General features: G+C 66.8%; 23 protein-coding genes and 2 pseudogenes. 5 read left to right on the plus strand and 20 right to left on the minus strand.

Translation table 11 applies throughout. The features are described 5' to 3' along the window. Positions 1-213 precede the first annotated feature (213 nt). Positions 214-978 carry a cutinase family protein gene (locus MYXE_RS15790; RefSeq protein WP_039889546.1) on the minus strand — a complete coding sequence of 255 codons (765 nt, stop codon included), beginning with the start codon at positions 976-978 and terminating at the stop codon, positions 214-216. Between the two features lie 557 nt (positions 979-1,535). Here MYXE_RS15790 and MYXE_RS15795 point away from each other — a divergent pair. Both MYXE_RS15795 and MYXE_RS15800 read left to right on the plus strand, forming a co-directional pair. Then, positions 1,536-1,814: a hypothetical protein gene (locus MYXE_RS15795; protein ID WP_003919464.1), complete on the plus strand. Its 279-nt coding sequence runs from the start codon at positions 1,536-1,538 to the stop codon at positions 1,812-1,814. A 229-nt stretch (positions 1,815-2,043) separates the two neighbouring features. Next, a complete protein-coding gene (locus tag MYXE_RS15800) occupies positions 2,044-2,790 on the plus strand; it encodes a cutinase family protein (RefSeq protein WP_415624490.1) in 747 nt (248 codons plus the stop codon). A 70-nt stretch (positions 2,791-2,860) separates the two neighbouring features. Here the strand turns inward: MYXE_RS15800 and MYXE_RS15805 are convergent, their stop codons facing one another. Further along, positions 2,861-3,274, minus strand: coding sequence for a ChaB family protein (locus MYXE_RS15805; RefSeq protein ID WP_003919466.1), 414 nt, complete (start codon positions 3,272-3,274; stop codon positions 2,861-2,863). Positions 3,275-3,302: 28 nt separating this feature from the next. Beyond that, complete coding sequence (locus MYXE_RS15810) at positions 3,303-3,839, minus strand: DUF1360 domain-containing protein (protein ID WP_085195065.1); 537 nt, start codon at positions 3,837-3,839, stop codon at positions 3,303-3,305. A gap of 175 nt (positions 3,840-4,014) precedes the next feature. Between MYXE_RS15810 and MYXE_RS15815 the strand changes: the two genes are divergently transcribed. Continuing rightward, positions 4,015-4,698 (plus strand): HAD family hydrolase, encoded by a 684-nt coding sequence (locus tag MYXE_RS15815; protein ID WP_003919470.1) that lies wholly within the window; start codon positions 4,015-4,017, stop codon positions 4,696-4,698. A 55-nt stretch (positions 4,699-4,753) separates the two neighbouring features. Here MYXE_RS15815 and MYXE_RS15820 read toward each other — a convergent pair whose 3' ends face one another. The 3 genes from MYXE_RS15820 to rpsB are packed head-to-tail and all read right to left on the minus strand — an operon-like array spanning position 4,754 to position 7,900. Next, positions 4,754-6,187 carry an amidase gene (locus tag MYXE_RS15820; RefSeq protein ID WP_085194991.1) on the minus strand — a complete coding sequence of 478 codons (1,434 nt, stop codon included), beginning with the start codon at positions 6,185-6,187 and terminating at the stop codon, positions 4,754-4,756. A gap of 29 nt (positions 6,188-6,216) precedes the next feature. Beyond that, the gene (gene tsf / locus MYXE_RS15825; RefSeq protein WP_003919474.1) at positions 6,217-7,053 is read right to left on the minus strand and encodes a translation elongation factor Ts; all 837 of its coding nucleotides are present in this window, start codon (positions 7,051-7,053) and stop codon (positions 6,217-6,219) included. Positions 7,054-7,066: 13 nt separating this feature from the next. Next, positions 7,067-7,900: a 30S ribosomal protein S2 gene (gene rpsB / locus MYXE_RS15830; protein WP_039889547.1), complete on the minus strand. Its 834-nt coding sequence runs from the start codon at positions 7,898-7,900 to the stop codon at positions 7,067-7,069. Between the two features lie 203 nt (positions 7,901-8,103). Here rpsB and MYXE_RS15835 point away from each other — a divergent pair. After that, a pseudogene (locus tag MYXE_RS15835) lies at positions 8,104-8,619 on the plus strand (M23 family metallopeptidase); the annotation flags it as partial. 21 nt (positions 8,620-8,640) lie between these two features. Here the strand turns inward: MYXE_RS15835 and MYXE_RS15840 are convergent. From MYXE_RS15840 to MYXE_RS15885, 10 genes and pseudogenes are all read right to left on the minus strand, one after another. Beyond that, a pseudogene (locus tag MYXE_RS15840) lies at positions 8,641-9,554 on the minus strand (tyrosine recombinase XerC). A 139-nt stretch (positions 9,555-9,693) separates the two neighbouring features. Beyond that, a complete protein-coding gene (locus MYXE_RS15845) occupies positions 9,694-11,430 on the minus strand; it encodes an IS1634 family transposase (protein WP_112650156.1) in 1,737 nt (578 codons plus the stop codon). Between the two features lie 164 nt (positions 11,431-11,594). After that, positions 11,595-12,755, minus strand: coding sequence for a lactate 2-monooxygenase (locus tag MYXE_RS15850; RefSeq protein WP_085194898.1), 1,161 nt, complete (start codon positions 12,753-12,755; stop codon positions 11,595-11,597). Between the two features lie 24 nt (positions 12,756-12,779). Next, positions 12,780-13,634: a siderophore-interacting protein gene (locus MYXE_RS15855; RefSeq protein WP_085194899.1), complete on the minus strand. Its 855-nt coding sequence runs from the start codon at positions 13,632-13,634 to the stop codon at positions 12,780-12,782. A gap of 33 nt (positions 13,635-13,667) precedes the next feature. Further along, complete coding sequence (gene dprA / locus MYXE_RS15860) at positions 13,668-14,840, minus strand: DNA-processing protein DprA (RefSeq protein ID WP_085194900.1); 1,173 nt, start codon at positions 14,838-14,840, stop codon at positions 13,668-13,670. Continuing rightward, positions 14,837-16,348 (minus strand): YifB family Mg chelatase-like AAA ATPase, encoded by a 1,512-nt coding sequence (locus tag MYXE_RS15865; RefSeq protein ID WP_085194901.1) that lies wholly within the window; start codon positions 16,346-16,348, stop codon positions 14,837-14,839. Before MYXE_RS15865 ends, dprA begins: the two co-directional genes overlap by 4 nt. Continuing rightward, positions 16,348-16,716 carry a YraN family protein gene (locus tag MYXE_RS15870; RefSeq protein ID WP_003919488.1) on the minus strand — a complete coding sequence of 123 codons (369 nt, stop codon included), beginning with the start codon at positions 16,714-16,716 and terminating at the stop codon, positions 16,348-16,350. Before MYXE_RS15870 ends, MYXE_RS15865 begins: the two co-directional genes overlap by 1 nt. 136 nt (positions 16,717-16,852) lie before the next feature. Beyond that, positions 16,853-17,584 carry a hemerythrin domain-containing protein gene (locus MYXE_RS15875; RefSeq protein WP_050947635.1) on the minus strand — a complete coding sequence of 244 codons (732 nt, stop codon included), beginning with the start codon at positions 17,582-17,584 and terminating at the stop codon, positions 16,853-16,855. 217 nt (positions 17,585-17,801) lie between these two features. Continuing rightward, complete coding sequence (locus MYXE_RS15880; protein ID WP_085194902.1) at positions 17,802-18,170, minus strand: PadR family transcriptional regulator; 369 nt, start codon at positions 18,168-18,170, stop codon at positions 17,802-17,804. Between the two features lie 111 nt (positions 18,171-18,281). After that, on the minus strand, positions 18,282-19,361 hold the full coding sequence (locus MYXE_RS15885) for a DUF190 domain-containing protein (RefSeq protein WP_085194903.1): 1,080 nt from the start codon (positions 19,359-19,361) through the stop codon (positions 18,282-18,284). Between the two features lie 197 nt (positions 19,362-19,558). On the opposite strand from MYXE_RS15885, the gene eno reads away from it, so the two are divergent. Continuing rightward, positions 19,559-20,824: a phosphopyruvate hydratase gene (eno, locus tag MYXE_RS15890; RefSeq protein WP_085194904.1), complete on the plus strand. Its 1,266-nt coding sequence runs from the start codon at positions 19,559-19,561 to the stop codon at positions 20,822-20,824. A gap of 10 nt (positions 20,825-20,834) precedes the next feature. Here eno and MYXE_RS15895 read toward each other — a convergent pair whose 3' ends face one another. Genes MYXE_RS15895 through MYXE_RS15910 form a run of 4 tightly spaced genes read right to left on the minus strand, consistent with a single transcriptional unit; the run spans position 20,835 to position 26,685 of the window. Further along, complete coding sequence (locus tag MYXE_RS15895) at positions 20,835-22,862, minus strand: proton-conducting transporter transmembrane domain-containing protein (RefSeq protein ID WP_085194906.1); 2,028 nt, start codon at positions 22,860-22,862, stop codon at positions 20,835-20,837. Then, positions 22,859-23,656, minus strand: a complete 798-nt coding sequence (locus MYXE_RS15900) for an NADH-quinone oxidoreductase subunit B family protein (RefSeq protein WP_085194908.1) — start codon at positions 23,654-23,656, stop codon at positions 22,859-22,861. The genes MYXE_RS15895 and MYXE_RS15900 overlap by 4 nt, the downstream gene beginning before the upstream one ends. Beyond that, entirely contained in the window at positions 23,657-25,177 is a 1,521-nt protein-coding gene (locus MYXE_RS15905) for a hydrogenase large subunit (RefSeq protein ID WP_085194911.1), read from the minus strand. Next, complete coding sequence (locus MYXE_RS15910; RefSeq protein ID WP_085194913.1) at positions 25,174-26,685, minus strand: proton-conducting transporter transmembrane domain-containing protein; 1,512 nt, start codon at positions 26,683-26,685, stop codon at positions 25,174-25,176. Before MYXE_RS15910 ends, MYXE_RS15905 begins: the two co-directional genes overlap by 4 nt. Between the last annotated feature and the right edge of the window lie 3 nt (positions 26,686-26,688).

Below are 26,688 nucleotides of genomic sequence, written 5' to 3' on the forward strand. Positions count from 1 at the left end.
GCGGGACCCCGCAAGGCGATCGCCCCAGTCGCGCCGAGGAAACAGCGTGACCCGGAGCGCCCGCCGAAGACGATCCAGGCGTTGCGAGCGCCGGGCCGCCAAGCCCGCAATCCTGACCGGTCCAGCCGACACCCTGGCACGGCCTTCCAATCGGCCCGCGCCGCTTACCAATCGACGCCTTGACGAGACGTTGCCTCGCCGGACAGGCGGAGATCACCCCCCAAAGCCGCCGCCGGGAGACGCGACCGTCACCGGCGCACCGGAACCTCCGCCGAGACGGCTTGCTGCGAAGTCCGCTCCCTTGTCGATGATGCTGCCGTCGTCGGCGTATGCATCGTGCGCGGCGAAGTTCATCCCGTCAGAGCACACCGGGTCCTCGGGAGCACACACCTTCATGGTCTTGCCCTGGTACGCCGGGCCAATGACGACGGGTGGCTGGCCGAGGAAGTTCATGGCCCGCACGTTCGGCATGCCGAACAAGACGACCGCGGCAACATGGTCAGCCACGCTGGGCGCCAGAGGCTTTGGCACGGTCGCCGGGTCGACGCCATCCGGCACCGCGGGCGAGGTGACGAAGCCCATGACCGCGGCGCCCTGGGAGTAGCCGCTGAGCACCATCTTGGTCTGCGGGCAGTTCGCCGCCATGGAGACGACGTGGGCGCCCGCGTCTCTGATTCCGTCGAGACCCGATGTGGCCCAATCGTCATTGGCGGGGTAGTTGACCGGATATACGTCGAGCGGCCTTCCGACACGGGAATCGAGCGCGTTGACGAAGGCCTCGCCGGTGGGACCGAGACCCGGAGGCTCGCCGGTACCGCGGGCGAATACCACCTGTGCATCCGGACATGGCTGGGCCGACGCGGATGGCGCGGCCACACCGGACAGGGCATATGCGCTGAGGCCCCCCGCGGCGGCTACCAGCGCGGGGCCCAGGAAACGAAGGCGGGGAAGTACATTCATGCCGCAGGAGGTGCCCATGCGACCGCCTGCCTAAACGACGAATTTTTTCGGCGGCGACCGACGCGGGCCGCGCGGGCTACCTTCGGTTGGCAAGCCGCGGTTTGGTCAGCGAGGCGACGGATCGGTGGACGAGTCGGTGGGCGTACACATGGCCGAAACCGCAGCCCGTCGGACCCCGCCAGCTCATCACGGAAACGCGGCGAATGTGCGTCGAGCGTGTAACGATTGCTCGAACGGTTTTCAAGGTGCCTTTAATTTTTCCGTTCGACTGTTTGCTGATGCCCGAAGCCGGTGCCGCCCACTGCGCCGACTTCTGCCCCCTCAAGCGCAGGTGGCTAAATGGAATCCCCGGTACACCGATTTGTGTTCGCAGTTTGCTCCGGATGATTTGACGGTCACCGCAATTGCGGATTACCCGACTGGTCGAGCGTTTTGTTGTGTCTCGATTTGGGTAGAGACTTGATCACAGTTGTGCTGCGCTCGGCGACGTGCGGCGCAGACCGAATATCCCCGGCCGGCGGGCGAGCGCAGCACTGGCGCACAACACGCGTTCGGCTGGTGGGGAGGTAGCCAGCATGGGAACTGCCGTCGATCACAATGTCACGTCGACCGAGCCGCGGACCCTGCCCGAGCTTCTCCGGTTGCTGGGGGTGAACGATGAGCCGGTGGCCAAACAGTGGGAGCCGATCACAGCGTGGCTTGCCGAGAACGAGGCCAGTCCGGAGTTGTGGATGAGCTTGCTGGCCAACGGTTACGGGTTATTGCTTGAGCAGATGGTTCCGACTTTTCACCGTCCTATCCCGCACCGGCGCATCACCACGGCCTCCGGCACGAAGGAGACGTTGCTCATCTAGCAGACCTTGAGCCGGACCGCCGACTGCTAACACAGCGAATTTGGCGCGCGGCGGTTCGCCGAAAGCGTCCAGGCCGCGGCCACGGTCCGGCAACGATCCGAACCTCACCGCAGGCTCTACTATCCACGCACCTCAGACCGTGTTTTGCGACGTCGAACAACGGGTATTGCGATGGCGGAAGTGTCAGGGTGCCGCGACGTGTGGAGTGAAAATGAACGCCTTGGGATGGATGAAGGCAAAGAAGACACGCCGGTGGCCGGTGGGCCTGACCCCACCGCTTGCCCGGTTTCTTGGTGCTGCTGCGCTGACAGCAGCCGCCGCGCTCAGCCCGCCGCTCGGTTTTTCCCCCGCCTTCGGTGCTTCGTGCCCGGACATTCAAGTGGTGTTTGCCCGGGGCACGATGGAGCCGCCCGGCATCGGCGGAACCGGGCAGGCATTCGTCGACGCACTGAGTTCGCGAATCGGTAACAAGCCGATCGATGTGTATGCCGTCAATTACCCTGCCAGTCTTGACTTCCCGACCGCGGTCGACGGCGTCATCGACGCGGGCAACCATCTCATCTCGATGACCCGGAACTGTCCGAACACCAAGATGGTATTGGGCGGGTACTCCCAGGGAGCCGCTGTTACCGGCTATGTCACCGCGGACACCATCCCCGCCGGCTACACCCCGCCGGCAGGCATCACCGGGCCGCTGCCGGCGGAGGTGGCGGAACATGTCGCCGCGGTCGCGTTGTTCGGCAAGCCATCGAACGCCTGGCTGGAGGCGCACGACGCACCGCCGATCACCATCGGCCATCGCTATTCAGCCAAGACCATCGAACTGTGTGCCGAGGGCGACCCGATCTGCTCCCCGGACGGCACGGACAACGCCGCGCACGCCGTGTATTCGGTGAACGGCATGGAAGGCCAGGCCGCCGACTTCGTTGCGCGTCGCCTGGGCGCGGGATGGGACAGCTCGAACCAGCCGTCCTGACCCGCTCGGCTGACCTCCAGCACAGCACGCGTCCCGGTAGGCGCCGATGTGGCCCTGCTAAGCACTGCGCTTAGCGGGCCCGCGCGCGACGGTTGGCCTTCTTGATCGCGTCGACGAGTTCGGATTTGCTCATCGTCGACCGCCCGCGCACATCCAGTCGGCGGGCCACGTCGAGCAGGTGCTTTTTGCTGGCGTTGGCGTCAACGCCTTCCGCCGACGGAGCCGTGTTCCGCGGGCCCCCGCGCTCGGCGGCCTTGTCAGAGGGGCCTTTCCGCTTCTTAGGCTCCCAATGGTCGCCGACTTTCTCGAACTCGTGCTTGAGTGCGGCATAGCCCACCCGGTGGGCCCGCTGCTCGCTGCCGTACTGCTTGGCGGCGGCGTCGTGCGCTTTCGCGAATGTCCGTTGCGCCTTGGCGCTAGAGCGCTGCAAGGTGCTGGGCAGCTCGCTTTTTTTGGCCCTGCCGCCTTTGGTTGTCTTGGGCATCAAAACCTCCGATCGTTGTGCTGTTACCTCATCCCTGCGTGGACTGCTGGGCCTTGGCGTAGGCCAGTTGGAGAAAATCGGCGCCGGCCAAAGCGCTAAAGCTGCCCGCAATCAGCCGGGTCAGCCGCGGGGCAAAGATCAAGCCGACGACGAACGCGGTGGCCACCCACATGTCCAGGCAGAACGGACACGTCATCAGCTCGCCCAGGCTGTGGCGCGGTTGGCTGTCGTGCCGGCTTTCTTCCTGCACCTCGGCGGGACCACCACTGCCCGCGTAGTGGGTAAACGGTGCACGCAACGGGCTGGTCACCGAGTCCTTGGCCAGCGTCCGCGAAAGTTTGTGGGCACCAACCGTGATCGTGATCAGGTCTTGAAAGTGCCACCGGTCGGGCAGCCTGCGACCGGTCGCCGCGGCGATCACCGCCGTCAAGGCCACCAGCGCGGCGTAGATGCCCAAGACGGCCAGGTATCCGCGCAGCGGCCGCGGGTTGTCCCGGCGATAGGCGTCGGCTTCCTGCCGCGCACGCTCGGCCGCCCCCGCGGCGGCTTGGCGTAACTCACTCACCGGCACTCCTTCGTCGGCGGCTGCTCCCGGACGCCGGTTACCCGAAGTCGACGCCCGGCAATCCCGCGCCGTCCGCCGCCGGCCCGTGGCGGTTGTTTCCGGGGACGTCGCCGGGGTATCTGTCGGAGTACCTGATGAGCCGACACGAGCCGACGCGACGAGAGGACGGGTTGTCGTGGCCACATCCACCGTCGACGCACCAGCTGTGTTGTTCGACGTCGACGGCACGTTGGTCGATTCCAACTTCCACCATGCGGTGACCTGGCATCGAGCGTTTCTGGACGTCGGTCAAGACGTCGCGTGCTGGCGGATTCACGGGCTTGTCGGGCGCCCGGGCTCGGAACTGGTCCGCATTCTGCTCGGTGATGAGCTGGCTGACGCTTGCGGTGACGAAGCCCAGCGCGTGCACGGCCGCTATTTCGGCGAGCTTGAGCCGGTGCTGCGCGCCCTGCCGGGTACCCGGGACTTGCTCGAGGCGATCGCATCGCGGGGATGGCGCACGGTGTTGGCCTCGTCAGCGTCGGTCCAGACGTTGGAATTGCTGCGCCGGGTGCTCGACGTCGACGACCTGGTGTGTGACGTCACCTCCAGCGTCGACGTCGACCGCGGCAAGCCCGATCCGGATATCGTCGTCAGCGCACTGCACCGCGTCCAAGCCGACCCGGCACGCTCGCTGTTCGTCGGCGACTCGGTCTGGGACGTGGAGGCGGGACGGCGTGCGGGTGTGCCGACCGTCGCCGTGCTGTGCGGCGGGGTGGCACGGGAAGCGCTGGAACAGGCGGGCGCGGCCGCTATCTACGCCGATCCGGCGGACATCCATACCCACTTCGACGAATTCAGTCGGCTGCTGCCCGCCTGAGGGGTCAGGTGAGCGGCTCCCCGCGGTGACACCGCGTGCAGGTCCGGCGCAGCTGCTACGGGTGTGTTCCGCGGTGCTTGTCGGCTGCGGCCTGAATGCGGGGCCACGGTCGCGCCTCTTCGAGTTCGTAAGCCAGTTCCAAAAGCCGCGCCTCGCAGCCGATGTCGGCCGAGATCATCATGCCCACCGGCATGCCGGTGGCGGATTCGGCCAGCGGCAGCGAGATCGCGGGCTCGCCCGTGACATTGTGCAGCGGCGTGAATGCGACCCACTCGCGCATCCGGCCCATGATCTGCTCGTAGTCTGCGGTTGGGTCGAGGTGGCCGATTCGCGGCGTCTCCTCGGCCAGCGTGGGCGTCAGCACTGCGTCATAGGTTTTGGCGAAACGCGCAGTGTGCCGGCGCACGCCGCGTAGCCGCATGATCGCCACCGGGAGCCGATGCAGGTTGCGGCGCGCGTGGCGGGCCAGGCCCAGTGTCAGGTTGTCCAGCCGGGTGGGATCGAACGTGTCGCCGAACCGGCGCCGGCTGATGTACAGCTGTCCCAGTGCTAGCAGCGCCCAATAGAGCACGAAGTCGTCGGCGAAAGTCGAAGGCACTGGCGGGTTTTCGACATGCTCCACGCGATGTCCCAGTTCCTCGAGCAGCCGTGCCGATTTCAAAGTCAGCTCGCGGATTTCGGGGCTGCATTCGCGAACCACCGAACGCGTCAGCACGGCAATCCTCAGCCGCTGCCTGCCGGGATGGGTGACGTCGCCGATCGGCGGCAGGTTGGGCTGACGCCAGATGCGCTCGGCTTCCCGGTGGAAAGCCGCGGTGTCGCGCACCGATCGGGTGACCACACCGTTGGCGACCAGGCGTATTGGCATGCGGCGCAGGTCCTTGTCCACCGGCAGCCGGCCGCGCGACGGCTTGAGGCCCACCAGCCCGTTGCAGGCGGCGGGGATCCGGATGGAGCCGCCGCCGTCGTTGGCGTGGGCGATCGGCACCGCACCGGCCGCTACGAACGCGGCCGAACCCGACGACGAGGCGCCCGCCGTGTAGTCGGTGTTCCACGGGTTGCGGACGGGTCCGAGTCGGGGATGCTCGGCCGATGCGCTGAAGCCGTACTCGGACATCTGCGTTTTTCCCAGCGCGACGAGGCCGGTCGCCAGGTACAGCCGGGTGAACTCGCCGTCCCTGGCAGCCCGGCGCGGCACCCACGCGTCGGTACCCTCCATCGTCGGCAAGCCGGTGACGTCGACGTTGTCTTTGACGAAGCTCGGCACGCCGCTGAAGAAACCGGCCCGCGGTGTCGCCGCGTCGGCTCGCGCCTGGTCGAACGCTTGGTAGGCCAGCCCGTTAAGGGCGGGGTTGACGGCCTCGGTGCGCGCAATCGCCGCCTCGATCACGTCCGCCCGCGCAAGCCGCCCAGTCCTGATCGCTTCGGCGAGCGCCACCCCGTCGAGGTCCCCGAGCGCGTCGTCGCCGAAGGCGTGCACATGTCGCATACGCCGACGCTAGCAACGGCGGCGACCCGCTACTGCTGACCCACCTCGAAACGGACGAAACGCGTCACGGTCACGCCGGCGTCGTCAAGCAGCGCCTTGACGGTCTTCTTGTTGTCGGACACCGACGGCTGGTCAAGCAACACGGCATCCTTGAAGAAGCCGTTGAGCCGACCCTCCACGATCTTGGGCAGCGCCTGCTCGGGCTTGCCTTCGGCCTTGGCGGTCTCCTCGGCGATGCGGCGCTCGCTGGCCAGCACGTCGTCGGGCACGTCGGCGCGGCTGAGGTAACGGGCTCTCAGCGCGGCGATCTGCAAGGCCACCGCGTGCGCGGCTTCCTTGGCCTGGTCTCCGGCGCCGGTGTATTCGACCAAGACCCCCACCGCGGGCGGCAGGTCGGCGGCCCGCTTGTGCAGGTAGGTCTCGACCGTGCCGTCGAAGTAGGCGACCCGACGCAGCTCAAGCTTTTCGCCGATCTTGGCCGACAACTCCGCGATGGCCTGCTCGACGGTCTTAGTCCCCGAACTTTGGTCGATAGGAGAAGCCTTGAGCGTGTCGAGGTCGGTTGTCTTCGACGCCGCCGCGGCCGCGACAATCTGATCGGCCAGCGCACCGAATTCGGCGTTTTTGGCGACGAAGTCGGTCTCGCAGTTGAGCTCGATCAACGCGCCGTCGGTGGCGGCGACGAGACCTTCGGCGGTGGCCCGCTGGGCGCGCTTGCCGACATCCTTGGCGCCCTTGATGCGCAGCGCCTCGACGGCCTTGTCGAAATCCCCGTCGGCATCGGCCAGCGCGTTCTTGCAGTCGAGCATGCCTGCGCCGGTCAGCTCCCGAAGCCGCTTGACGTCGGCAGCGGTGTAGTTCGCCAATGCTCAGCCTTTCCTAGGAGGGCTCTGTGGTCTGTTCGGTTGCGGTTTCGGTGGTGATCGGTTCTGGAGCCGGCGTCGTCGCGGCCAGGAGTTCTTGCTCCCACTCCGGCAGCGGCTCGGCAGCTTCGGCCTCGGGCTTGCCGTCGCCGCGGCCCAGACCGGCGCGGGCCTGCAGGCCTTCGGCCACCGCGGAGGCGATCACCCTGGTCAGCAGCGCGGCCGAGCGGATCGCGTCGTCGTTGCCGGGGATCGGGTAGTCCACCTCGTCGGGGTCGCAGTTGGTGTCGAGGATCGCGATCACCGGGATGCCCAGCTTGCGGGCCTCACCGACGGCGATGTGCTCCTTGTTGGTGTCGACGACCCAGATCGCCGACGGCACCTTGTTCATGTCGCGGATACCGCCCAGGCTGCGTTCGAGCTTGTTCTTCTCGCGGATCAGGCCCAGCACTTCCTTTTTGGTGCGGCCCTCGAAGCCCCCGGTCTGCTCCATCGCCTCGAGCTCTTTGAGCCGCTGCAGCCGCTTGTGCACCGTGGCGAAATTGGTGAGCATGCCGCCCAGCCACCGCTGGTTCACATACGGCATGCCCACCCGGGTGGCTTCGGCGGCGATCGATTCTTGTGCCTGCTTCTTGGTGCCGACGAACAAGATGGTCCCGCCGTGGGCGACCGTCTCCTTGACGAACTCGTACGCCTTGTCGATGTAGGTCAGCGTCTGCTGCAGGTCGATGATGTAGATCCCGTTGCGGTCGGTGAAGATGAACCGCTTCATCTTGGGATTCCAGCGACGGGTCTGATGCCCGAAGTGGGTGCCGCTGTCGAGCAGCTGCTTCATGGTTACAACAGCCATGGTCGGCCAATGTCCTTATGTGTCGGTTGTCGCCCGGCATCGGGTGAGACCGGGCCCTGGCGCCTGCGAGATGCCGCACCCGCCTGGCTTTTGGCGGGACCGCGCGGCATCCGGTTGGCCGCAGACACGCGAAGTCAGCCCGCTGCTGCGGGCTGCGCCGACGAGTTTACACGCCGGTACCTGGTGGTTTGTCCACAGCCTGGCTGGCGGGTGTGCCCGCACCGCGGTGGACTGAGCGTGTGCGATGGGTTGCGATCCTGGCGGTGGCGTTGCTGTGTGCGGGCCGGGCCGTTGCCGAGGACGCCCGGCTGGACTGGCCGCTGCGGCCGCCGCCGGCCGTCGTGCGCGGTTTCGATGCGCCGTCGCCCAATTGGCATCCGGGGCATCGGGGGGTCGACCTGGCCGGTGTGCCGGGCCAGCCCGTCTATGCGGCCGGCGCGGCGACCGTGGTGTTTGCCGGTGTGTTGGCGGGGCGACCGGTGGTGTCACTGGCCCACCCGGGTGGTTTGCACACCAGCTACGAGCCGGTGCAGGCCACCGTGCATGTCGGTCAGCGGGTGGCCGCGGCAACGGTGATCGGCCAGCTGCAGGCGGGCCACCCCGGCTGCGGCGCGGTCGCGTGCCTGCACTGGGGCGCGATGTGGGGGCCGGCGGCCCGCGCCGACTATCTCGACCCGCTGGGGTTGCTGGGCTCGACGCCGATCCGGCTCAAGCCGCTGCGCGGGTAGCCGCGCAGCAAGTCATGCGCGCGGATGGGCTTGATCGTGGACCTTGCGCAGTCGCGCCACCGAGACGTGGGTGTAGAGCTGGGTGGTGGCAAGACTGGAATGGCCGAGCAACTCCTGAACGACGCGCAGGTCGGCCCCGCCTTCGAGCAGGTGGGTGGCCGCGCTGTGCCGCAGCCCGTGCGGTCCGACGTCGGGTGCACCGTTGACCGCGGCGACGGTCTGGTGTACGACGGTGCGAGCCTGGCGCACGTCGAGTCGGCGCCCCCGGGCACCGAGCAGCAGCGCCGCCCCGATTCGCCGGTGGCCAGGGCTGGACGTCCGTCGGCCATCCATGCGCGCAGCGCGTCGGCCGCCGGCTCGCCGAACGGGACGGTGCGCTGCTTGTCGCCCTTACCGAGGACGCGCACCAGCCGGTGCCCGAGGTCGACGTCGTCGATGTCTAGGCCGCACAATTCGCTGACCCGGATACCGGTCGCGTAGAGCAACTCGACGATCAACCGATCTCGCAGCGCAAGCGGATCACCTTGCTGCGAACCGGATTTCGCAGCAGCCATGGCAGCCAAGGCCTGATCTTGGCGCAACACCGCCGGGAGCGTGCGGCGCGCCTTCGGCACTTGCAGCCGCACAGCCGGATCGCTGTCGAGCAGACCGCGCCTGACCGCCCATGCGGTGAACGCCTTGACCGCCGAGGTGCGCCGGGCCAGCGTGGTGCGGGCTGCGCCGGCACCGGCTTCGGCCGCCAGCCAGGACCGCAGCACCGCCAGGCTCAGCGCATCCAGCCCCGAGCCGGGGACCCGTTCGGCCAGAAATGCGAACAGCGAGCGCAAATCGCTCAAGTATGCGCGACGGGTGTGGGCCGACCGACCGCGCCGCAGGGCGAGATACTCGGCGAACTCGTCGAGGATGGCTTCGGTGTCAACCGCCACTCCCTTACCGTCGCAGACCCCTCCGGGCACGACGGCCAGGCGCGGCGTGTGTCGGACTCAGAGATTTGGTTAGCCCGAAGTTCCCCCTGATTGGGGCTGATTTGTCTGGTTGACCTGGGGTTTTGTGGTGTGTTACTGACTACGGCAGGCCGTGGCGATGGGAGACGCCCAGGAGGTCGAAGGCTCGCCGTTGCAGCGGGGTGGGGGTGGTGGTCTTGGTGAACGCTGGCAGGTCGTGGGTGGGTTGGATGTAGTTGGCGCAGATGGTGGCCAGGTCGGTGAGCAGGCTGGTGAAGCTGTGCACCGGGTAGTTGTCTTCGGTGCGTTTGCGGGCGGCCTTGGCGAGGGCTTTATCGGAGCGTTGGGCGGGGGCGACGGGGTCGGTGCGTTTGGCGGCGGCGGCGGGTTTGTCGTTGTCGGCGAACAGGATTGGGGCCAGGGCTTGTTTCATGTGCCAGCTGATGTAGTAGGACAGCATGCGTAAGAACATGTGCGCGCGGACCCGCTCGGCGAGCCGGTGCCGGATGGGCCGCACGTCTAGTTCGCTGTTGAGCGTGCGGAAGAAGCGTTCGACGTCGGCGAGGTCTTTGTAGCGGCCCACCACGTCATCGCGGCCCAGGGCGTGCTCGGGCAGGCTGGTGCGCAGCACGTAGATGCCGTCGAGGGCTGCCTCGGCGGCGATGGCCTGCTGGTTGCGGGTGAAACTGAACGCCTCGTCGGTGATGTGCAGGTCAAAGTGTTTGGCCATCTTGAACTTGTTGCATACCTTGCCCACCCGCAGGGCGATCTTGTCTTGCCCGCGTAAGGGTCGTTTCTGGCGGCGGGTGGCCTCGGCGATGGTCTGCAGCTCTGTTTCGGTGGCCGCCAAAAGTTCGCCGCGTTTGCGGGCGCGCTCCTCGGCCAGGGCGGGGTTGTGGCAGCACACCAGCCGCTCGCCCGGATAGTCGGGATGGGTGAGCTCGAACAGGTTTTGCTCATCGAACAGCGACAGCTGCAGCGCCCCGTCCTCGACCAGGGTCTTGATCTGCGGGGCGCGCAGCGCGCTGATCCAATCCAGGGCCGCCGGGCGCAGCTCGTCGCGGATGCGCGCACTGGTGAGCATGCCCCGATCGCCCACCAGGGCGATGTTGGATAGCCCGAACCGGGTTTTGAGCTTATCGATCTGGGCGGTCAGGGTTTTCGGGTCGGCGGTGTTGCCGTCAAACACCTCGATCGCGACCGGAACCCCGGCCGGTGAGCACAGCAGCCCGTAGACGATCTGGCGCCGACCCTTGACGCCGTCGCGGGCGTGTCCGATCGCCCCCAGCGGGCAGGTGTGGCCCTCGAACGCCGCCGAGGACACGTCATAGAGCACCAGGGTGCCATTGGCCAAATGACGTGCGGCCAAGGCGGTTTCGATGCCATCTTTGCGGGCCAGCGCCCAGTCCATCGCCTCATACAGGTCGTCCTCATCGGCGCCCGCCACACCCAGCACCACACCCAGGGAGCTGGTGGCGGTCTGGGTGCGCAGCCCGCGCGCGATCGCCAGTTTCGACCCCGGCGCGATCACCGTCGCGATCAGCATGGCGCACACCAGATCCCGGTTACGCGAGGGCGTCGGGTCGATCAGCTCGGCGATGCCCAGCTTGGCGGCGGTGCCCAACACGGCGGCCACATGCCCGTGCGGCAGGCTGCGGGTGATGTCAAACGCCTCGGATAGATCCCAGTCCGCCGGGGGTAGGCCCTTCAGCGCGCGATCGAGTCTGTCGACCTTGTGTTCCGGCCAGCGGGTCAGGTTGGCCAGGGTGCGGGTCTTGACCTTGCCGTTCTCACGGTAGCTTTCCCGCAACAGCACCGCCGGCGGGGATCCCCGGTTGGGCACCCGGGTGATGTACATGATTACTTTCTAACACAAGAGCAGCGCGATAGTTGCGATATCAGAGAATGACACGCCGAACTATTCTAAATAATACATGAGTACATATCGGGCAGTTGAACACAGAAACACCTGCTCACAACACAGATCGGGCCTCAGCCCCCACTACAAGGGGGAACTTCGGGTTAGCCGACCGGTCGCAGCGCCGCCGGCGTGAGATCGCGCAACGTGGGATAGCCGTCGACGGCCATGATGAGGTCGGCTTCGGCCAGCAGTGCGCGCAGCACATGAACGATGCCGTCGACTCCGCCGAGAGCCAGCCCGTAGGCGTACGGGCGGCCGATGCCCACCGCGGTTGCGCCCAGCGCCAGAGCCTTGATGATGTCGGCACCGCTGCGCACCCCGGAGTCGAACAGCACCGGCAGCCCGTCGGCGGCCTCGACCACGCCCGGCAGACAGTCCAGCGCCGGCAGACCGCCGTTGGCTTGGCGCCCGCCGTGGTTGGAGCAGTAGATGGCGTCGACCCCACCGTCTTTGGCGCGCCGGGCGTCGTCGGGGTGGCAGATGCCCTTGACGATCAGCGGCAGCTTGGTCAGCGAGCGCAGCCACGGCAGGTCATCCCATGTCAGCGAATGGCCGAACTGTTGTACCCAGCGCAAAACGACGCCCTGCGGGTCTTCTTCCGGCGGGCGTTGCAGTCCGGCGCGGAACACTGGGTCGCTGGTGTAGTTGCTCAGGCAGTGGCCCCGCAACTGCGGGAAGTTTGCCGTGCCCAGGTCCCGCGGGCGCCAACCAGGGACCCAGGTATCCAGTGTCACCACGATGCCCTTGTAGCCCGCGGTTTCGGCGCGATGCACAAAGCTGGCGGCCAGTTCCCGATCCGTCGGTGTATACAGCTGAAAGAAACCCGGGGTGTCGCCGAATTCCGCGGCGACCTGTTCGAGCGGGTCGACGGTCAGTGTCGACACCATCATCGGAACACCGGTGCGGGCGGCCGCGCGCGCGGTGGCCAGGTCGCCGTGGCCGTCCTGAGCGCAGATGCCGATGACCCCGATGGGCGCCATGAACACCGGTGACGGCAACGACAGCCCGAACAGCTCGACGGAGAGGTCGCGGTCCTTGGCGCCGACGAACATCCGCGGGATCAGGCCCCAGCGTTCAAATGCGGTGCAGTTCGCCCGCTGAGTGCGTTCGTCGCCGGCACCGCCCGCGACATATGACCACACCCACGGGGGCATCGCGGACCGGGCTTTGGCTTCCAGCTCGGCCAAGGCCATGGGCAGCGACGGGACAACACCCGCCAAACCCTGAAGGTAGATTTCGTTTTGGTAGTCGGAGAACGCCACGACGAAGAGGATGCCAGGGCGCGATCAGTCCGCGACCCCCGCCGCCTCGGCTTCGGCGAGTTCCTTCTTCCACTGCCGAAAGGTTTCTTCGGTGCGACCCCGCCGCCAGTAACCGGAGATCGACGCCCGTTGCGCGTCGACTTCGCGCTCTTTGCGGATGTAGGGGCGAAGGTTGTGCATGACAGCCTGGGCTTCTCCGTGGATGAAGACGTGCACTTGACCGGGCAACCACTGGGTGGTCTTGACCGCCTCGATCAACGGCGCGTGGTCACCGGCGCGGTCCTCGGGTACCAAGTCGGCTCGACCGCCTCGGTAGATCCAATTCACCTGGACCGATTGCGGTGCGGTGAGCGGAATCTCGTCTTCTGGGCCGGAGATTTCGATGAATGCCTTACCCACCGCGTTGTCCGGCAACGCTTCGAGGGCAGCAGCGATGGCGGGAAGGGCGGATTCGTCGCCGGCCAGCAGATGCCAGTCAGCGGTGGGGTCGGGGGCATAGGCGCCGCCAGGGCCCATCAGGTACATCGGCTGGCCCGGCTCGGCGGTCGCTGCCCATGGCCCGGCCACCCCGTGCTCGCCGTGTACCACGATGTCGACGGTGAGCTCGCGGGCTGCCGGGTCTGCGCGGCGCACGGTCATGGTGCGGATCACCGGCTGCTTCTCGACCGGCAGGCCGGAAAAGCTGTCCAGGGTCAACGGCCGGGGCAGCGCGGCCACGTCGACGTCGTCGGCGACGAATACCAGCTTGACGTACGAGTCGGTGAAGTCGTTGGGAACAAACGTGTCGAAGCCGCTGCCGCCGAGCACCACCCGGACCAGATGCGGCGCGAGTTGTTCACGACGCACCACTTCGAAGCTGTGCACTGGTCGACCCGCCACATCGCCTCCCTCCAAAGCGGACCGTCCGCCCGACTATACGAGCCGGGCGGTTTGCGCTGCCTGCTGTGTACCCACCCGGACGATCCTCCAACGGCCCTCACGCTGCTCGGCTAAACCGGCAACCTCCAGCATCGCCAGCGGCCCGAACACCTGGGCCGGCGCTAGCCCCGACCCCACAGCAATCTCGTCGATCGTGGCGCCGCCGCGGCCCGGCAACGCCTCATACACCTGCCGCTCGGCGTCGCTGAGCGCGTCCAACGCCGTCGCGGGCCGCGGTTCGTCGGCCACCAGTTCCCCGATGCGGCCGACCAACTCGACGACGTCGTCGGAACGGGTAACCACCTCCGCGCCCGCGCGCAGCAGCGCGTGACAGCCAGCCGACGCCGACGACGTGACCGGTCCGGGAACCGCGCCGACCACCCGCCCCAATGCCCGTGCCCACGCCGCCGTGTTCGCCGCGCCGCTGCGCAGCCCGGCCTCCACCACCACCGCCGCACCCGCGAACGCGGCGACCAACCGGTTGCGCGTCAAAAACCGGTGGCGGGCCGGCCGCACACCAGGCGGGTACTCGGTGACGAGCAGACCGTGCCCGCCGATCCGATGCAGCAGCGCCGAATGCCCTGCCGGGTAGGGAATGTCGATCCCACCGGCGAGCACAGCCAGGGTGATCCCGTCGGATGCCAGCGCCGCGCGGTGGGCCGTCCCGTCGATGCCATAGGCGCCGCCGGAGACCACCGTGACGCCTTTTTCGGACAATCCCGCCGCGAGGTCGGCCGCCACGTGCTCGCCGTAGGCGGTCGCAGCGCGGGTTCCGACGACGGCCGCGGCGCGATGAGCGGTTTCGTCGAGCCGCGCCGGCCCCTGCGCCCACAACACCATCGGTGTCCTGCCCTGCGGTTTGGCGCGCACCGCGGCGCCGCCGAACGCGGCGAAAGCCAGCACCGGCCACTCGTCGTCGTCGGGTGTGATCAGCCGCCCGCCGCGCCGACGCAGAAGCTCCAGATCGGCTGCCGCTTGGTCGATTTCACGTCTCGCTTCGGTGTGTCGCGCAAGCCTGTCGTTGACCTGGCCCCGCCGAACTCGTTCGGCCGCCTCGACCGCACCAACGCGTTGAACCAACGCCGCCAGCTCGGCGCACGGTGGTTCGGCCACCCGCGACAGGTACGCCCAGGCCCGCAGTGTCGGGCCGTTCGCCGACTCGGTCATCGCGATGCTCCCGGTTGGCGAAAGCTCAGCGCGGCAGCGACCTCGTCGACACCGGGTGCTGAGCGGCCGGCCAAATCGGCCAGCGTCCACGCGACACGCAAAGTGCGATCGACGCCGCGGATGCTGAGCAGGCCGCGGTCCAGCGCAGCCCGCAGCGGTGCCATCGCCACGCTGTCCAGCCGGAACTTTCGCCGCAGCAGGGTGCCGCTGACTTCGGCGTTGGTGCGGAATCCATGTGGCCGCCAACGCTCGGCCGCCGCGTAGCGGGCCCGCGCCACCCGGCGGCGCACCTGTGCCGTCGACTCGCTGTGGGTAGCGGAGAACGCGCTGGCCCGCACCGGGTGCATCTCGACGCGCAGGTCGACCCGATCCAGCAGGGGCCCCGACAGCCTGCCCAGATAGCGCCGTTTCGCCGCGGCCGGACAGATGCAGTCTCGCGGGTCCGAAGGCGCGCACGGACACGGGTTAGCCGCCAGCACCAGCTGGAAGCGCGCCGGGTAGCGCGCCACCCCGTCGCGGCGCGCGATGCGAATCTCTCCGTCTTCCAACGGTGTTCGCAAAGCCTCCAGTGCACTCACACCGATTTCGGCGCACTCGTCGAGGAACAGCACCCCGCGGTGGGCGCAGCTGACCGCGCCCGGGCGCGCCATCCCCGAGCCGCCTCCGACGAGCGCGGCGACGCTGGAGCTGTGATGCGGCGCGACGAACGGCGGCCTGGTGATCAAGGGCGTCGCATCCGACAACAGCCCGGCCACCGAGTGAATCGCGGTGACTTCCAACGACTCGCTTGCCGACAGCGACGGCAGCAAGCCCGGAAGGCGTTGCGCCAGCATGGTTTTGCCCACTCCGGGCGGACCGGTCAGCATGAGGTGATGCCCGCCGGCGGCCGCCACCTCGACCGCGAAGCGGGCCTGCGCCTGCCCCACCACATCAGCGAGATCGGCTGCCGACTCGGGCGCAGCGGATATCGCGCTGATTCGGCCGTCCAGCGACGCCTCGCCGCCCAGCCAGGTTTGCAGTTGTCCCAGGGTGCGCACACCCCAGACGTCGATGCCGTCAACCAGGCTGGCCTCCGCCAGGTTGCCGGCCGGCACTACGACGGCCGACCAGCCATCGGCCTTGGCGGCCACCACTGCCGGCAGCACCCCGCGCACTGGGCGCACTCGCCCGTCGAGAGCCAGTTCCCCCAGCAGCACCGTGGTTTGTAGCCGCCGCCACGGTTTTCTTCGCTGCGCGGACAGCACCGCGGCCGCCAGGGCCAGGTCGTAGACCGACCCCATCTTCGGCAGCGTCGCCGGCGACAACGCCAGGGTCAGCCGGCTCATCGGCCACTGATTGCCGCAGTTGGTGATGGCGGCGCGGACTCGGTCCCGGGACTCCTGCAGGGCGGCGTCGGGCAGGCCCACCAAGTGCACGCCCGGTAGCCCCGAGGTGATGTCGGCTTCGATTTCGACGATCTCACCGTCCAAGCCCCGCACTGCGACCGAGAACGCCCGCCCCAGCGCCATCAGCTGATCCCTTGCAGATGGGTGATCTCGGGGGTGCGGCAGCGCCCGATCCGCACGCCGATGACGTCGATGCGGATGGCCGCCCACCCGCGGTCCTGACCGGCCAGCCACAGCGCGGCCAGCCGACGCAGCCGGCGCGCCTTCTGCGGGGTCACCGCGTTCGCCAGGCCGCCGAAACCGTCGCCGGTGCGGGTCTTGACCTCGACGAACACCACCGTGCGCGCAGCAGCGTCGGTGGCGATCACGTCTATCTCGCCGTACCGGCAGCGCCAGTTGCGGGTCACAATCCGCAACCCCGACCGGGTCAGGTGATCGACGGCCAGTTGCTCACCCAGTGCTCCCAGCTCGGCTCGCGTCAACGTCGTCATGCCGTCACAGTGCCTTGAAGGGCCGACACAGCAAGCCGACCCCAATACCGCCACCACACCGCGGCGCCGGGTTATCCCCAGTCACGCATCGATGCACAGCGGGCGACGTGCGGGCCCGGCCCGCGAGCTCGAGTAACTACGGGGTGAACTGGGCCAGCTCGTAGATGCCGAGGCTTTTTTCGATGTCGGCAACTTGGTCGACGATGCCTTCGAAGCCGGCGTGCCCGAAGCGGCGGTGCTCCTCGTCTTCGAATGTGTCGGCCAGCTCGAGAAACTCTTTGGCGGGCATGGTGTCCCGCAATGCCGGGAACACGACGGTGTCCTCGCGCGCCTCGTGTGGCTCGTACATGCGCACAAAAGCCGACAGGTCATGCAGCAACCGCTCCCGGCTTTGTGGATCCGAGACAGCCGGGGCGCTGGTCGCAGCAAGAACCCGATCGGTCAGCGCGCGGCCACGCTGGTGCTGGGTGCGCAAAATCGCAGTGACGTCGGTGAGTTTGCCAGCCTGTTCGAGTCGGGGAAACACGTACTGCTCTTCGAGGTGCTCGTGATAATCCTCGATGAAATGGCGAATGATGCCGGCCCCGGCGGCCAACGGCTGGGCCGGTATCGGCTCGCCCGCTTCCAGACGGCGGATGGCTTCCCGGTAGATCAACAGCACCCGCTTGAGCACCCCGTGCTCGCGCATCAGGTCTTCGGGTGGGGTGACTGGCGCCTCTTGCTGGGGCGCATTCGGTTCCGATGACCGGCGGCCACAGGCGGCCAGGGCTAGCCCACCGGTCGCAACGACCGAGATGCCCAGCAGCTCACGCCGGCCAAGCCCCGGCACGGTTTGTTCAGACACGCTGGGCAACCCTCTCTCGCACATCTCGATATCGCGCCGACAACTAACCAAGCAATCCGGACAGCGGACAACAACCCGTCGAACGTTACTCGCCGCTATCGGTTTTCGATACCGCTATCCCGGGGCGGTGGACAGGTCTTTTCGTGAACCTCAAGCTCACGCGCCAGTGCCGAGATTCGCCGCAAACCACGTGTTCGCATGACATATCGCCGACGCGGGTGCCTTTTCGATCGATGCGCGTCTAGCGGGCACCGCGTCGAGCGCTACCGCGCACCGAGGATCGCTGCGACGCAGGCCTGACGTCCGGTAGCAACCGGTCGCCGAGCACTTCACGAGCCAACTCCGCCAAAGCCTTGCGGTCTTGTCGCAGGGCCCGCTTTCCGGCCTGCGTGACTCGATAAACGCGTCGGGCGCGGCCGTCGACCACCCGTCGCTTGGAGCTCAGCAGCCCGTCGGCCTCCAGCCGATGCAGGGTCGGATACAGCGTTCCCGGGCTGATGTCGTGGCCGTGACGCGCGAGTTCTTTGGTGATCCAGGCACCGTGGATTTCCTGTTCGGAAGCATGATGCAAGATATGAAGCCGCACCGCGCCGCGCTGGAATTCACCCATCACCCGCACCTGTCAGCACTAGGACAAACCCGATATCGGAAGCCGATTCTACGCGCGTTGCGCTGTTGTTCAACGCGGTTGCAGGAGGGCAGCGCTGCCAGGCAACAGATATCAGTACCCGTAGCGTGCGATGCGCATGCCATCACCGCGACCGTCATCGTCGCCGGTCACCAGCGCGGGCACCATCTCACTGGTCACCAGTCCGTGCTCGCGGGTGAGTTCGTCGACCACGTCGAAGGATTCAGCAATGTTGTCGGGACTGTCGATGATGATGGTGACAACCGGGACCCGACGGCCCAGCGAGAACAGGCGATCGCCGTGCGGTTCGTGGTCGCCGTGGAAGCCCCAGATTCCCCGCAACACCGTCGCGCCCCGGGACGCCCTGCGCTGCCGAAGTCGGTGGATCAGCGCACGGTGCACGGGCATGCCGTCACAGCGGGCTGACTCGGAGGTATAGACCATCAGCTTCTGCCACAGCGGCAGCCCGTGATCGTCGGTTCCCGGTAGCGCATGCGGTCTTTCCAGCATCTCGCCGTCGCGCTTGCACACCCTGACCCGTTCAAGCGTGACGAGCGGCCGCCGCAGCAGTCCACCGAGTTCTGGCAGCACCCGCCCGATGCGCTCACCGCTTCCGACAGCAATGATCATCATCGGTACATCCGCGTTGCGGTCGAAGAACCGGGCACGTTTGCGCTGTCCACGCACGGTTCCGTCGACGCCAAGGAATACCGACGCGCCCGCGAGCTGACGCCGATACATCAGGTCGCACAGCGCGATGTATGCGGGAACGCCGTAGACGCGTTCCTTGCGACCGACGTAGATCGTCAGTTTGGTCGCCTCGTGCAGATCGTCGGACAGCTGGACGGGTCCAATGTCGTCGCGCAGCAAGCGCGCCCGCTCGAGGGTCACTAACCCGCGTCGCGGCATCGCAAGTCGCGGCTCGAGTAGCGCCTCGATCGCTGTCCTGGTATCCACCGCGATGACAGCGACGGGCGGGTCCTCGGACAAGCTCAGGGATTGGTCGCTTCTTAGCTGGTGCCGCGAGCCGAAGCCGGCAATGCCGCGCAGCACTATGCTGGTTGCCACTCGTCGCTCTTCGTATATGCCGAGCAACACATCGGCGAGGAACCGGCCGCGGGTGCGCTGACGCTCGTCGAAGTACGCGCTGAGCTTGAGGCAGTCCTCGTCCACCAGGCTCCTCCGGTTGCGGTGCAAGTGTTTTGTGTTGTTCCAACCAGCGTGCTGGTAGATTCTCTCCCGAGATGGCGGTGGGGCTCGCCACAACCGTACGTCCACAGCGGACGGCCAACGGTCCCTCCTGACACACACGTGCTCGACGGGACACCGAGACATCTGTGTCCGGTCGGTTGCGATTGGGAGGAATGTAAGTGGCGGTGCAGTTTTCGTCGATATCGGCGATCGAAATCTTGGATTCCCGGGGGCGGCCGACGTTGTCGGTGCGGGCAACACTTGCTGACGGACGTCGGGTCGGCGCCGGCGTGCCGTCCGGAGCGTCGACCGGCAGCCGGGAAGCTGTCGAACTGCGCGACCACGACGAGCGCTATGGCGGCCTGGGTGTGCGGCGCGCTGTGGCGCATGTCAACGGGCCGATCGCCGACAGATTGACCGGTCTACCGTTTACGTCTCTGGAGCAGATCGATCAGACCTTACGGGAATTGGACGGCACCGTCGACAAGTCCCGGTTGGGCGCTAACGCAATCATTGGGGTTTCGATGACCGCGGCACGGGCATTCGCGCTTGATGCCGGGCAGCCTTTGTGGCAGTGGCTGATTCCGACGGGAGTGGTTCCCCGGTTGCCGGTGCCACACTTCAACGTCATCAACGGCGGGGCCCACGCGATCAATGATCTCGACTTCCAGGAATTCATGATCGCCCCGCTCGGCGCACCGTCGTTGCCTGAAGCGGTTCGCGCAGGCACCGAGGTGTACCGGCAGCTGGGGGCGGCTTTGGCCGACCGCAAACTTGCGACCGGTCTGGGAGACGAAGGCGGCTTTGCACCCGAAATTAACTGTCCTGAAGACGTTTTAGCACTGCTTACGCAGGCTATAGCCGATGCCGGCTACACGTCCGGCCGAGACGGTATCGCCATTGCGCTGGATCCCGCCGCCAGTGAATTCCACCGTGACGGCCGCTACCAGCTGTGCGGTGAATCGCTGACCAGCGACGAACTAATCGACCGTTACCGCGGCATCGTCGAGGCTTTCCCAGTGTGGAGCATCGAGGATGGCATGGGTGAGCACGACACCGCGGGCTGGCAGAAGCTCACCGAGGTGTTGGGTGAGCGGGTGCAACTCGTCGGTGACGACAATTTCGTGACTAACCCCGACCTGATTGCTTCCGGGGTGCGCAACGGTATCGGTAATGCGGCGTTGATCAAGCTCAATCAGATCGGCACGGTGTCGGAAACCCTTGAGGCGCTGAGCGTGTGCCGAGCGGCCGGATACGGCGCGATGATTTCACACCGCTCAGGTGAAACTCACGATTCGTTTATCGCCGACCTGGCGGTAGGCTGTGGGTGTGGTCAAATCAAATCCGGTGCTCCAGCCCGCGGGGAGAGAGTCGCCAAATACAATCGCCTCCTCGAAATCGCTGCTGCTGCGCCAGATTTAGGCTTCGGCTTGGCCCGCCGCTGACCGGCTGGCCTCAGGCGGTCGCGATCACCACCGCGAGAACGGCCAGCACCGCGATGAGCATGTAGGTCATGTAGGCGTCCAGACGGCCGGACTGAAGCAGCTTGGCGGATCGCGACACAAATAGCAGTGCTTGTGCCAGTGGCCGGTAGAAGTATCGTTCGACGACATCGACGACGTCCACGCGGTAGGTGCGCGGCACAGCTGTGCGACCGGCAGGGCCGTCTGCGGCGTCGACCAGTTCGGATCGAGTCAGCAGGACCGTCGAGAGCACGGTGCGAACCGGGTTGGCATAACCGAACGACGTGTAACCGACCCCCCGGTCGACGCCCGGCGACGCCGACGACCATGGGACGACCCGACGGGTCCGGAACGGGTTACGGCCGGCGAACATCGCGCTAAACCCGGCGATCACAGCCGCCATCGCGGGAAGCACAATCCATAGCCAACTCGGCGATAGCGCTGAGAACTCTGCGTAAACCGGCTGGAGCACCCACGGTTTGGCGTTTGCTCCCGCTGCGTTGTTGCCTACCAACGGCAACAGGCCAGCTCCGATCACTCGTACCTGCATCGGTGCGAACGCGCCGATTCCCAGACAGCCGGCCACCAACACGCCGACGCCGAAGCGGTACGGCCATTGGCGGTCTGGGCGCGCAAGACCGGGATCGAGCGGCGGCTCTCCGATGCGCACCGGTCCGAAAGCCGTCAGCGCGACGACACGCACGAACGTCACCGCCGCGATGCCGACCGTCAGCGCGATCAATGCTCCGGCCGCGGCGGTCGACAGTTGCAGGGCAAGGCTGGACACCCGGAACTGCTGCATCAACGACTCGAGCGTTAACCATTCCGAAGCGAATCCGGCAGTCAACGGCAATCCGGCCAGGGTCAGCGACCCGACCACCAAACCCGTTCCCGCCCAAGGTAGGCGACGCGCCACCCCGCCCAGCCGGTCCAGATCGGTGGTTCCGGTTGCCTGCTCGATCGTCGAGGCCGACACGAACAGCAGTGTCTTGCCCAAAGCGTGGGCCATCATTTGGGCGGTACCGGCCACCAGCCCAGCGGCGATCAATCCCGGCTCACCTGCCGAGGCCCCCATCAGCGCCACCCCGTAACCGGCAGTGATCAACCCGGCATTTTCCACGCTCGACCAGGAGATCAACGCCGCCAGGTCCGCATTGACCGCGGCGTGGGCAATGCCCAGGATGGCCGTCGCTCCCCCGACGACCAGCACCACGCAGGCCAGCCAGACCGGTGGCGGACCCAGCGCGTTCAGTGTGCGCCACATTCCGTAGAAGCCGACGTTGACGGCCACACCGGCCATCACGGCACGTGCTGGGCCCGGGGCCGCCGCATAACCACGTGGCATCCAGATGTGGGCGGGCACGAGCCCAACTTTGATGCCAAAACCCAAGAGCAGCAGCGCATACGCCGTCTGGCCGGCAACACTGCGTGGATCCACCGCGCTCGCGGTGAAAACGAAAGTATGCGTACGCCCAGCCAGCAGCAGAGCCCCTAGCAGCACCGCAGCACCGCTAGCCTTTCCGAACACCACGGTGATCACCGACGCCTCCATACGGCCTGGCAAGCCGCGGTCGTAGCCGGCCAACAGGTAGAAGGCGATCGTCAGTGTTTCCCAACCGAACAGCAGCACGAAGAAGTTGTCGGTGGTGATGATCACTGCGACTGCGGCCAGTGCAGCGCCGACCGCGGCCGACAGCCGGGGACGATTGCGGTTAGCCGACGCCGCTGCGGCCGCCAGGACCGGGACCGCAACCCCGAATGAAACGATCAAGAACAATCCCGACAGCGCATCAACGCTCATACTGGCCGGGCCGAGTCCAGCCAACCCACCAAGCTCCAAACGCCCGGTATGACCGGATAATCCGCGGGCACCGGCGATCACGAACACCGATGCAGCGGCGACGTTCAACCCCCACGCGGTAAGGCCCAGACGCAGTTGTGCCCGGTCGGTGCCCCCCATCCCCGCGCACCAGCCGATCAATACCGCCGCTGCCGTCAAGGCCAGTCCCACGGCGATCACTGCGCGCTCCTCTTCTGGCGCAACGGAACCCGACCCAGTGCGAGCAGGATGCCGTGCAGCACACTGAACGGCGAGGCCGGCGCGCCGGGCACCCACACGTCAACAGGCACCAAGTCGGAGACTCCGGTACCTCCGATGTATCCGCCGCCGAGGACCCCTCCGCTGATGGCATCGGTGCCGACGGCGATGACCACGGTCGGTGCGGGCATCGCGTCGAGCGTGCGGCGCAGCGGCTCGACCATCCCGGACACACCGATGCCCGTCACCAGCAAGATGTCGGCATGACGAGGGCTGGCGGTGAAGAAGATTCCGAGGCGGTGCACGTCGTAGACCGGGTTGGTCAGCGCCTGGATCTCCCATTCGTCGCTGCCGTTGGACCCGGCGTCGACATGACGAATATGCACCGAGCGCCGCAGCCTACGCACCCGGCGGGCCAGGCTCGCGCGCAGCTCGTCGAGTGCCTCGTCGCTTTCGTCGACTTCTCCCACCACCAGCGCTGACCGGGCCAGTTCCGCGGTGGCGCAGCCTTTTTCCCAGGCAAACCAGGTAGGAGCCAGGTTGACGCAGCGCCCGCACACAATGCAGCGGCCCCGGTCCAGCCGTGGCCGTGGCTGCACCGAGATCGCATCGGTCGGGCATGCGGCAGCCGCCTGGGCAACTTCGTCCGGCACCGTCGCGCCCGGATCGCCGACCACGCGGACCGCAGCGGGAAATTGGTCGAAGTACTCGTCGGCGTGCTTGGGCCATCGAGTGGTGACGACCCCGTCCCGCAATCCTCTGAACACCCACGGCATCTACATCGCCACCCCGGCATAGCACAGGCCGAAACTTGCTTCGATAAACGGAAAGTCGGTGAAGACGTCGCCGCCGAACACGTCGTGGAAAAGCAGCATGTTGTGCAGCGAGGCCGTGCGCGCAAAACAACGCCGGATCACCCCGTCGCGTACCTCGAGGCCGTAGATCACCTCGCCCTGCGGCGCCTCGGCCCAGCCCAGCGCGAAGCCGTCGACGGTTGGTACCGGGGCGGCGATGTGTGGGTCGGAAATCGTTTCGAGCCGCTCGCAGGCCCGTGCGATGAACCGAGCGGCATCGTCGATTTCGGTCCACCGCACCCGCAGCCGGGCCAGTGCGTCACCGCGGTCGTCGATCGCGGACGCGTCGATGGGCGGAAGTTCGGCGTAGCCGTCGTAGGTGCGCTGGCGAGCATCGTCGTCGCAACCCGACCCGCGGCCCACCGGGCCGAGCGCGCCGTGCGAGCGGGCCAGCGCCGGGTCGAGCTGCCCCGTGCCCCGCAGCCGGTCGAGGAAAGACGCGTCCACCATCAACGCGTCCCGATCGCCGTGGATGCGGCGAAGGAGGGCACCGACGTGTTCGGAAATAGCAGCCGGCGTCAATCGCGGCTCGGCGTTGACGCCACCGGGGCAGACGACCGAGCGACCAAACCTGTTGCCGCACAGCGCCGAGACCAACCGCAGCACACACTCCTTGTGCCAGCCGAACCTCGCGGTCGGTACGGCGATCCCGGCCGCATCGCAGAGCCGCATCACCACGTCGAGGTGGTTGGCGATGCGTTCTAGCTCGGCGTGGATCACCCGTGCCATGCGCGCGCGTGGCGGCGGGGTCACATCAGCAAGTGTCTCGACGGCGTGGGCGAACGCCAGTGCGTGGGCGATCGACGCGACGCCCTCCACCCGTTCGGCAACCAAAATCCCGTCGCTCACCGGCAACGATTCGAACCGCTTGGCGATACCGCGATGCTTGTAGTGGGGCCGAATGTTCAGATGCGGGATGTCCTCGCCGGGCGTTTCGATGAGAAATTCGATCGATTCGAACACCCCCGAGCGCACCGGCCCGAGCGGCAGCGTGAACACGCCGCCACCTCTGACGTCGACGGGCCCATGCTGCTCTGCCGCGCGGGAGTGGATGTGCCGTTCAAGGGTCGCTTGTTCGGCATGTCCAGGGCGCGGCCTGGGTTGCCCGGGTTCGCGGGGCAGCAGCAGGGGGTCCAGCCGCGGATGCCCGGTCGGCACCACACCGGAGAGATCGTGCAGCGCGCGTTCGTACCAAAACGCCGCGGGCACATCGGGTGTCAGCGACGGGTAGGACAGCGAGCCGTCTGTTTGCGGTGACAACTCGGTCCGCAGGCAGGCCACCGAGCCGGCACCGACGAGCAAGGCGTGCAGTTGCGCCGCATCGCCGCGATGGGTGCTGTAAACCCCGGCGAATCGCTCACCCTGCGCGACGAGATCGACGATCCGCGTGCGCCATTCAGCTAGGCTCAGATCGACCACAGTGGCCGTTGTCGTGGTGTTCACTGCACACCTGCCCCGAGTTCAGTGGCGCCGCGGTTGAGCAGGTCGACCAGATCCGACGGTGGCGCCAACCCCAATACCACGAGGACCAACACACCCACCACCACCGGTGCCACCATCCAGCGGCTGGGTTCACCGCGACCCAATGCCGCCTGCCCGGTGGCAGATACCTCCGACGCAGGCCGGAACAAGATCTGCGTCGTCGCCAGCGTCAGGCCGAGGAAGGCCAGGTTGACCAGGATGACCAGCGCGACCGTGGCGATGTTGCGGCTGTGGGTGAAGCCGCCGGAAACGATCTGGAATTCGCTGCGAAACAAGCCGAATGGCGGCATCGCCGACAATGCCAGAACGGCAACCAAGAACATCGGTCCTGACCACGGTAGCAGCGCGACGCCCTGCGCCATGCGGCCGAGCTCCTTGGTGCCGAACTTGCGCACGAGCACACCAGCGCCCATGAACGCGTTGGCCTTGGCGGCAGCGTGCGCGAGGACATGCAACAGCACCCCGGAAAACGCGATCGGCGCCCCGAAGCTGACACCGATCGCGATGATGCCCATATGTTCGACGCTCGAATAGGCAAGCAACCGTTTGATATCCCGCTGCTCGAGCAGATACAGCGCTGCCAGAAGCAGTGACAGCACGCCGAAGACCAGCAACACGGTTTGCGGGAAGCGCGGTCCCAGCGCTGCCACGGCGATCTGGTAGTAACGCAGAATCGCGTAGAAGCTCACCGCGAGCAGCGATCCCGATAGCAGCGCCGAAACCGGTGTGGGTGCCTCGGCGTGGGCATCCGGAAGCCAGGTGTGCACCGGAAACAGACCGACCTTGGTGCCGAACCCCACCACTGCCAAGACGAACGCCAATCGTACTGGGGTGTCAGGTAGTTGACTGCCAGCAGCGACCAACGGGTCGAACGCCAAGTCGTAGGACTCGCCGAGCACCCGTGCCCCTGAGTAGTACATGAAAATGGTGGCCAGCAATGCGATTCCCAGTCCAGAGGAAGCGATCAACACATACTTCCATGCGGCCTCGGTTGCCCCCTCTGTGTTATCCAATGCCACCAGCAGCGCCGAGACCACCGTGGTGATTTCGACCGCGATCCACAGTACGGCCAAGCTGTTCACCAGCGGCGCACAGATCATCGACCAGGCAAACGCATTCAGCCCAAGGAAAAAACGAGTGCTGTAGCGAGCGAATAGCTCTTGCTCGTCCGCGGTGTCGGAACGCACGGCCCGCTCCTCGTCGGCGAAATAGCCGATGGAGTAGACCCCTACGGTCGCGTACAGAAAACAGGTTCCCAACAAAAAGATCACTGATAGCGCATCAGCGCGCAGGTAGTGCCCCGCACTGATGGTGCCCTCGAGGCTCTGCGGCACCAACGCCGCCGCGAGCAGCAGGGCAACGATCCCGGTCAGCGCGGTCGTCGCCGCGGCGACCCGATGTGGCGCCCGGACACAGATGAGCATGCTGACCAGTGGCAAGGCAACGAGCAACACCATCAAAGCGGACATCGG

Origin of the sequence: Mycobacterium xenopi, assembly GCF_009936235.1 — a bacterium.
Classification (GTDB): Bacteria; Actinomycetota; Actinomycetes; order Mycobacteriales; family Mycobacteriaceae; genus Mycobacterium; species Mycobacterium xenopi.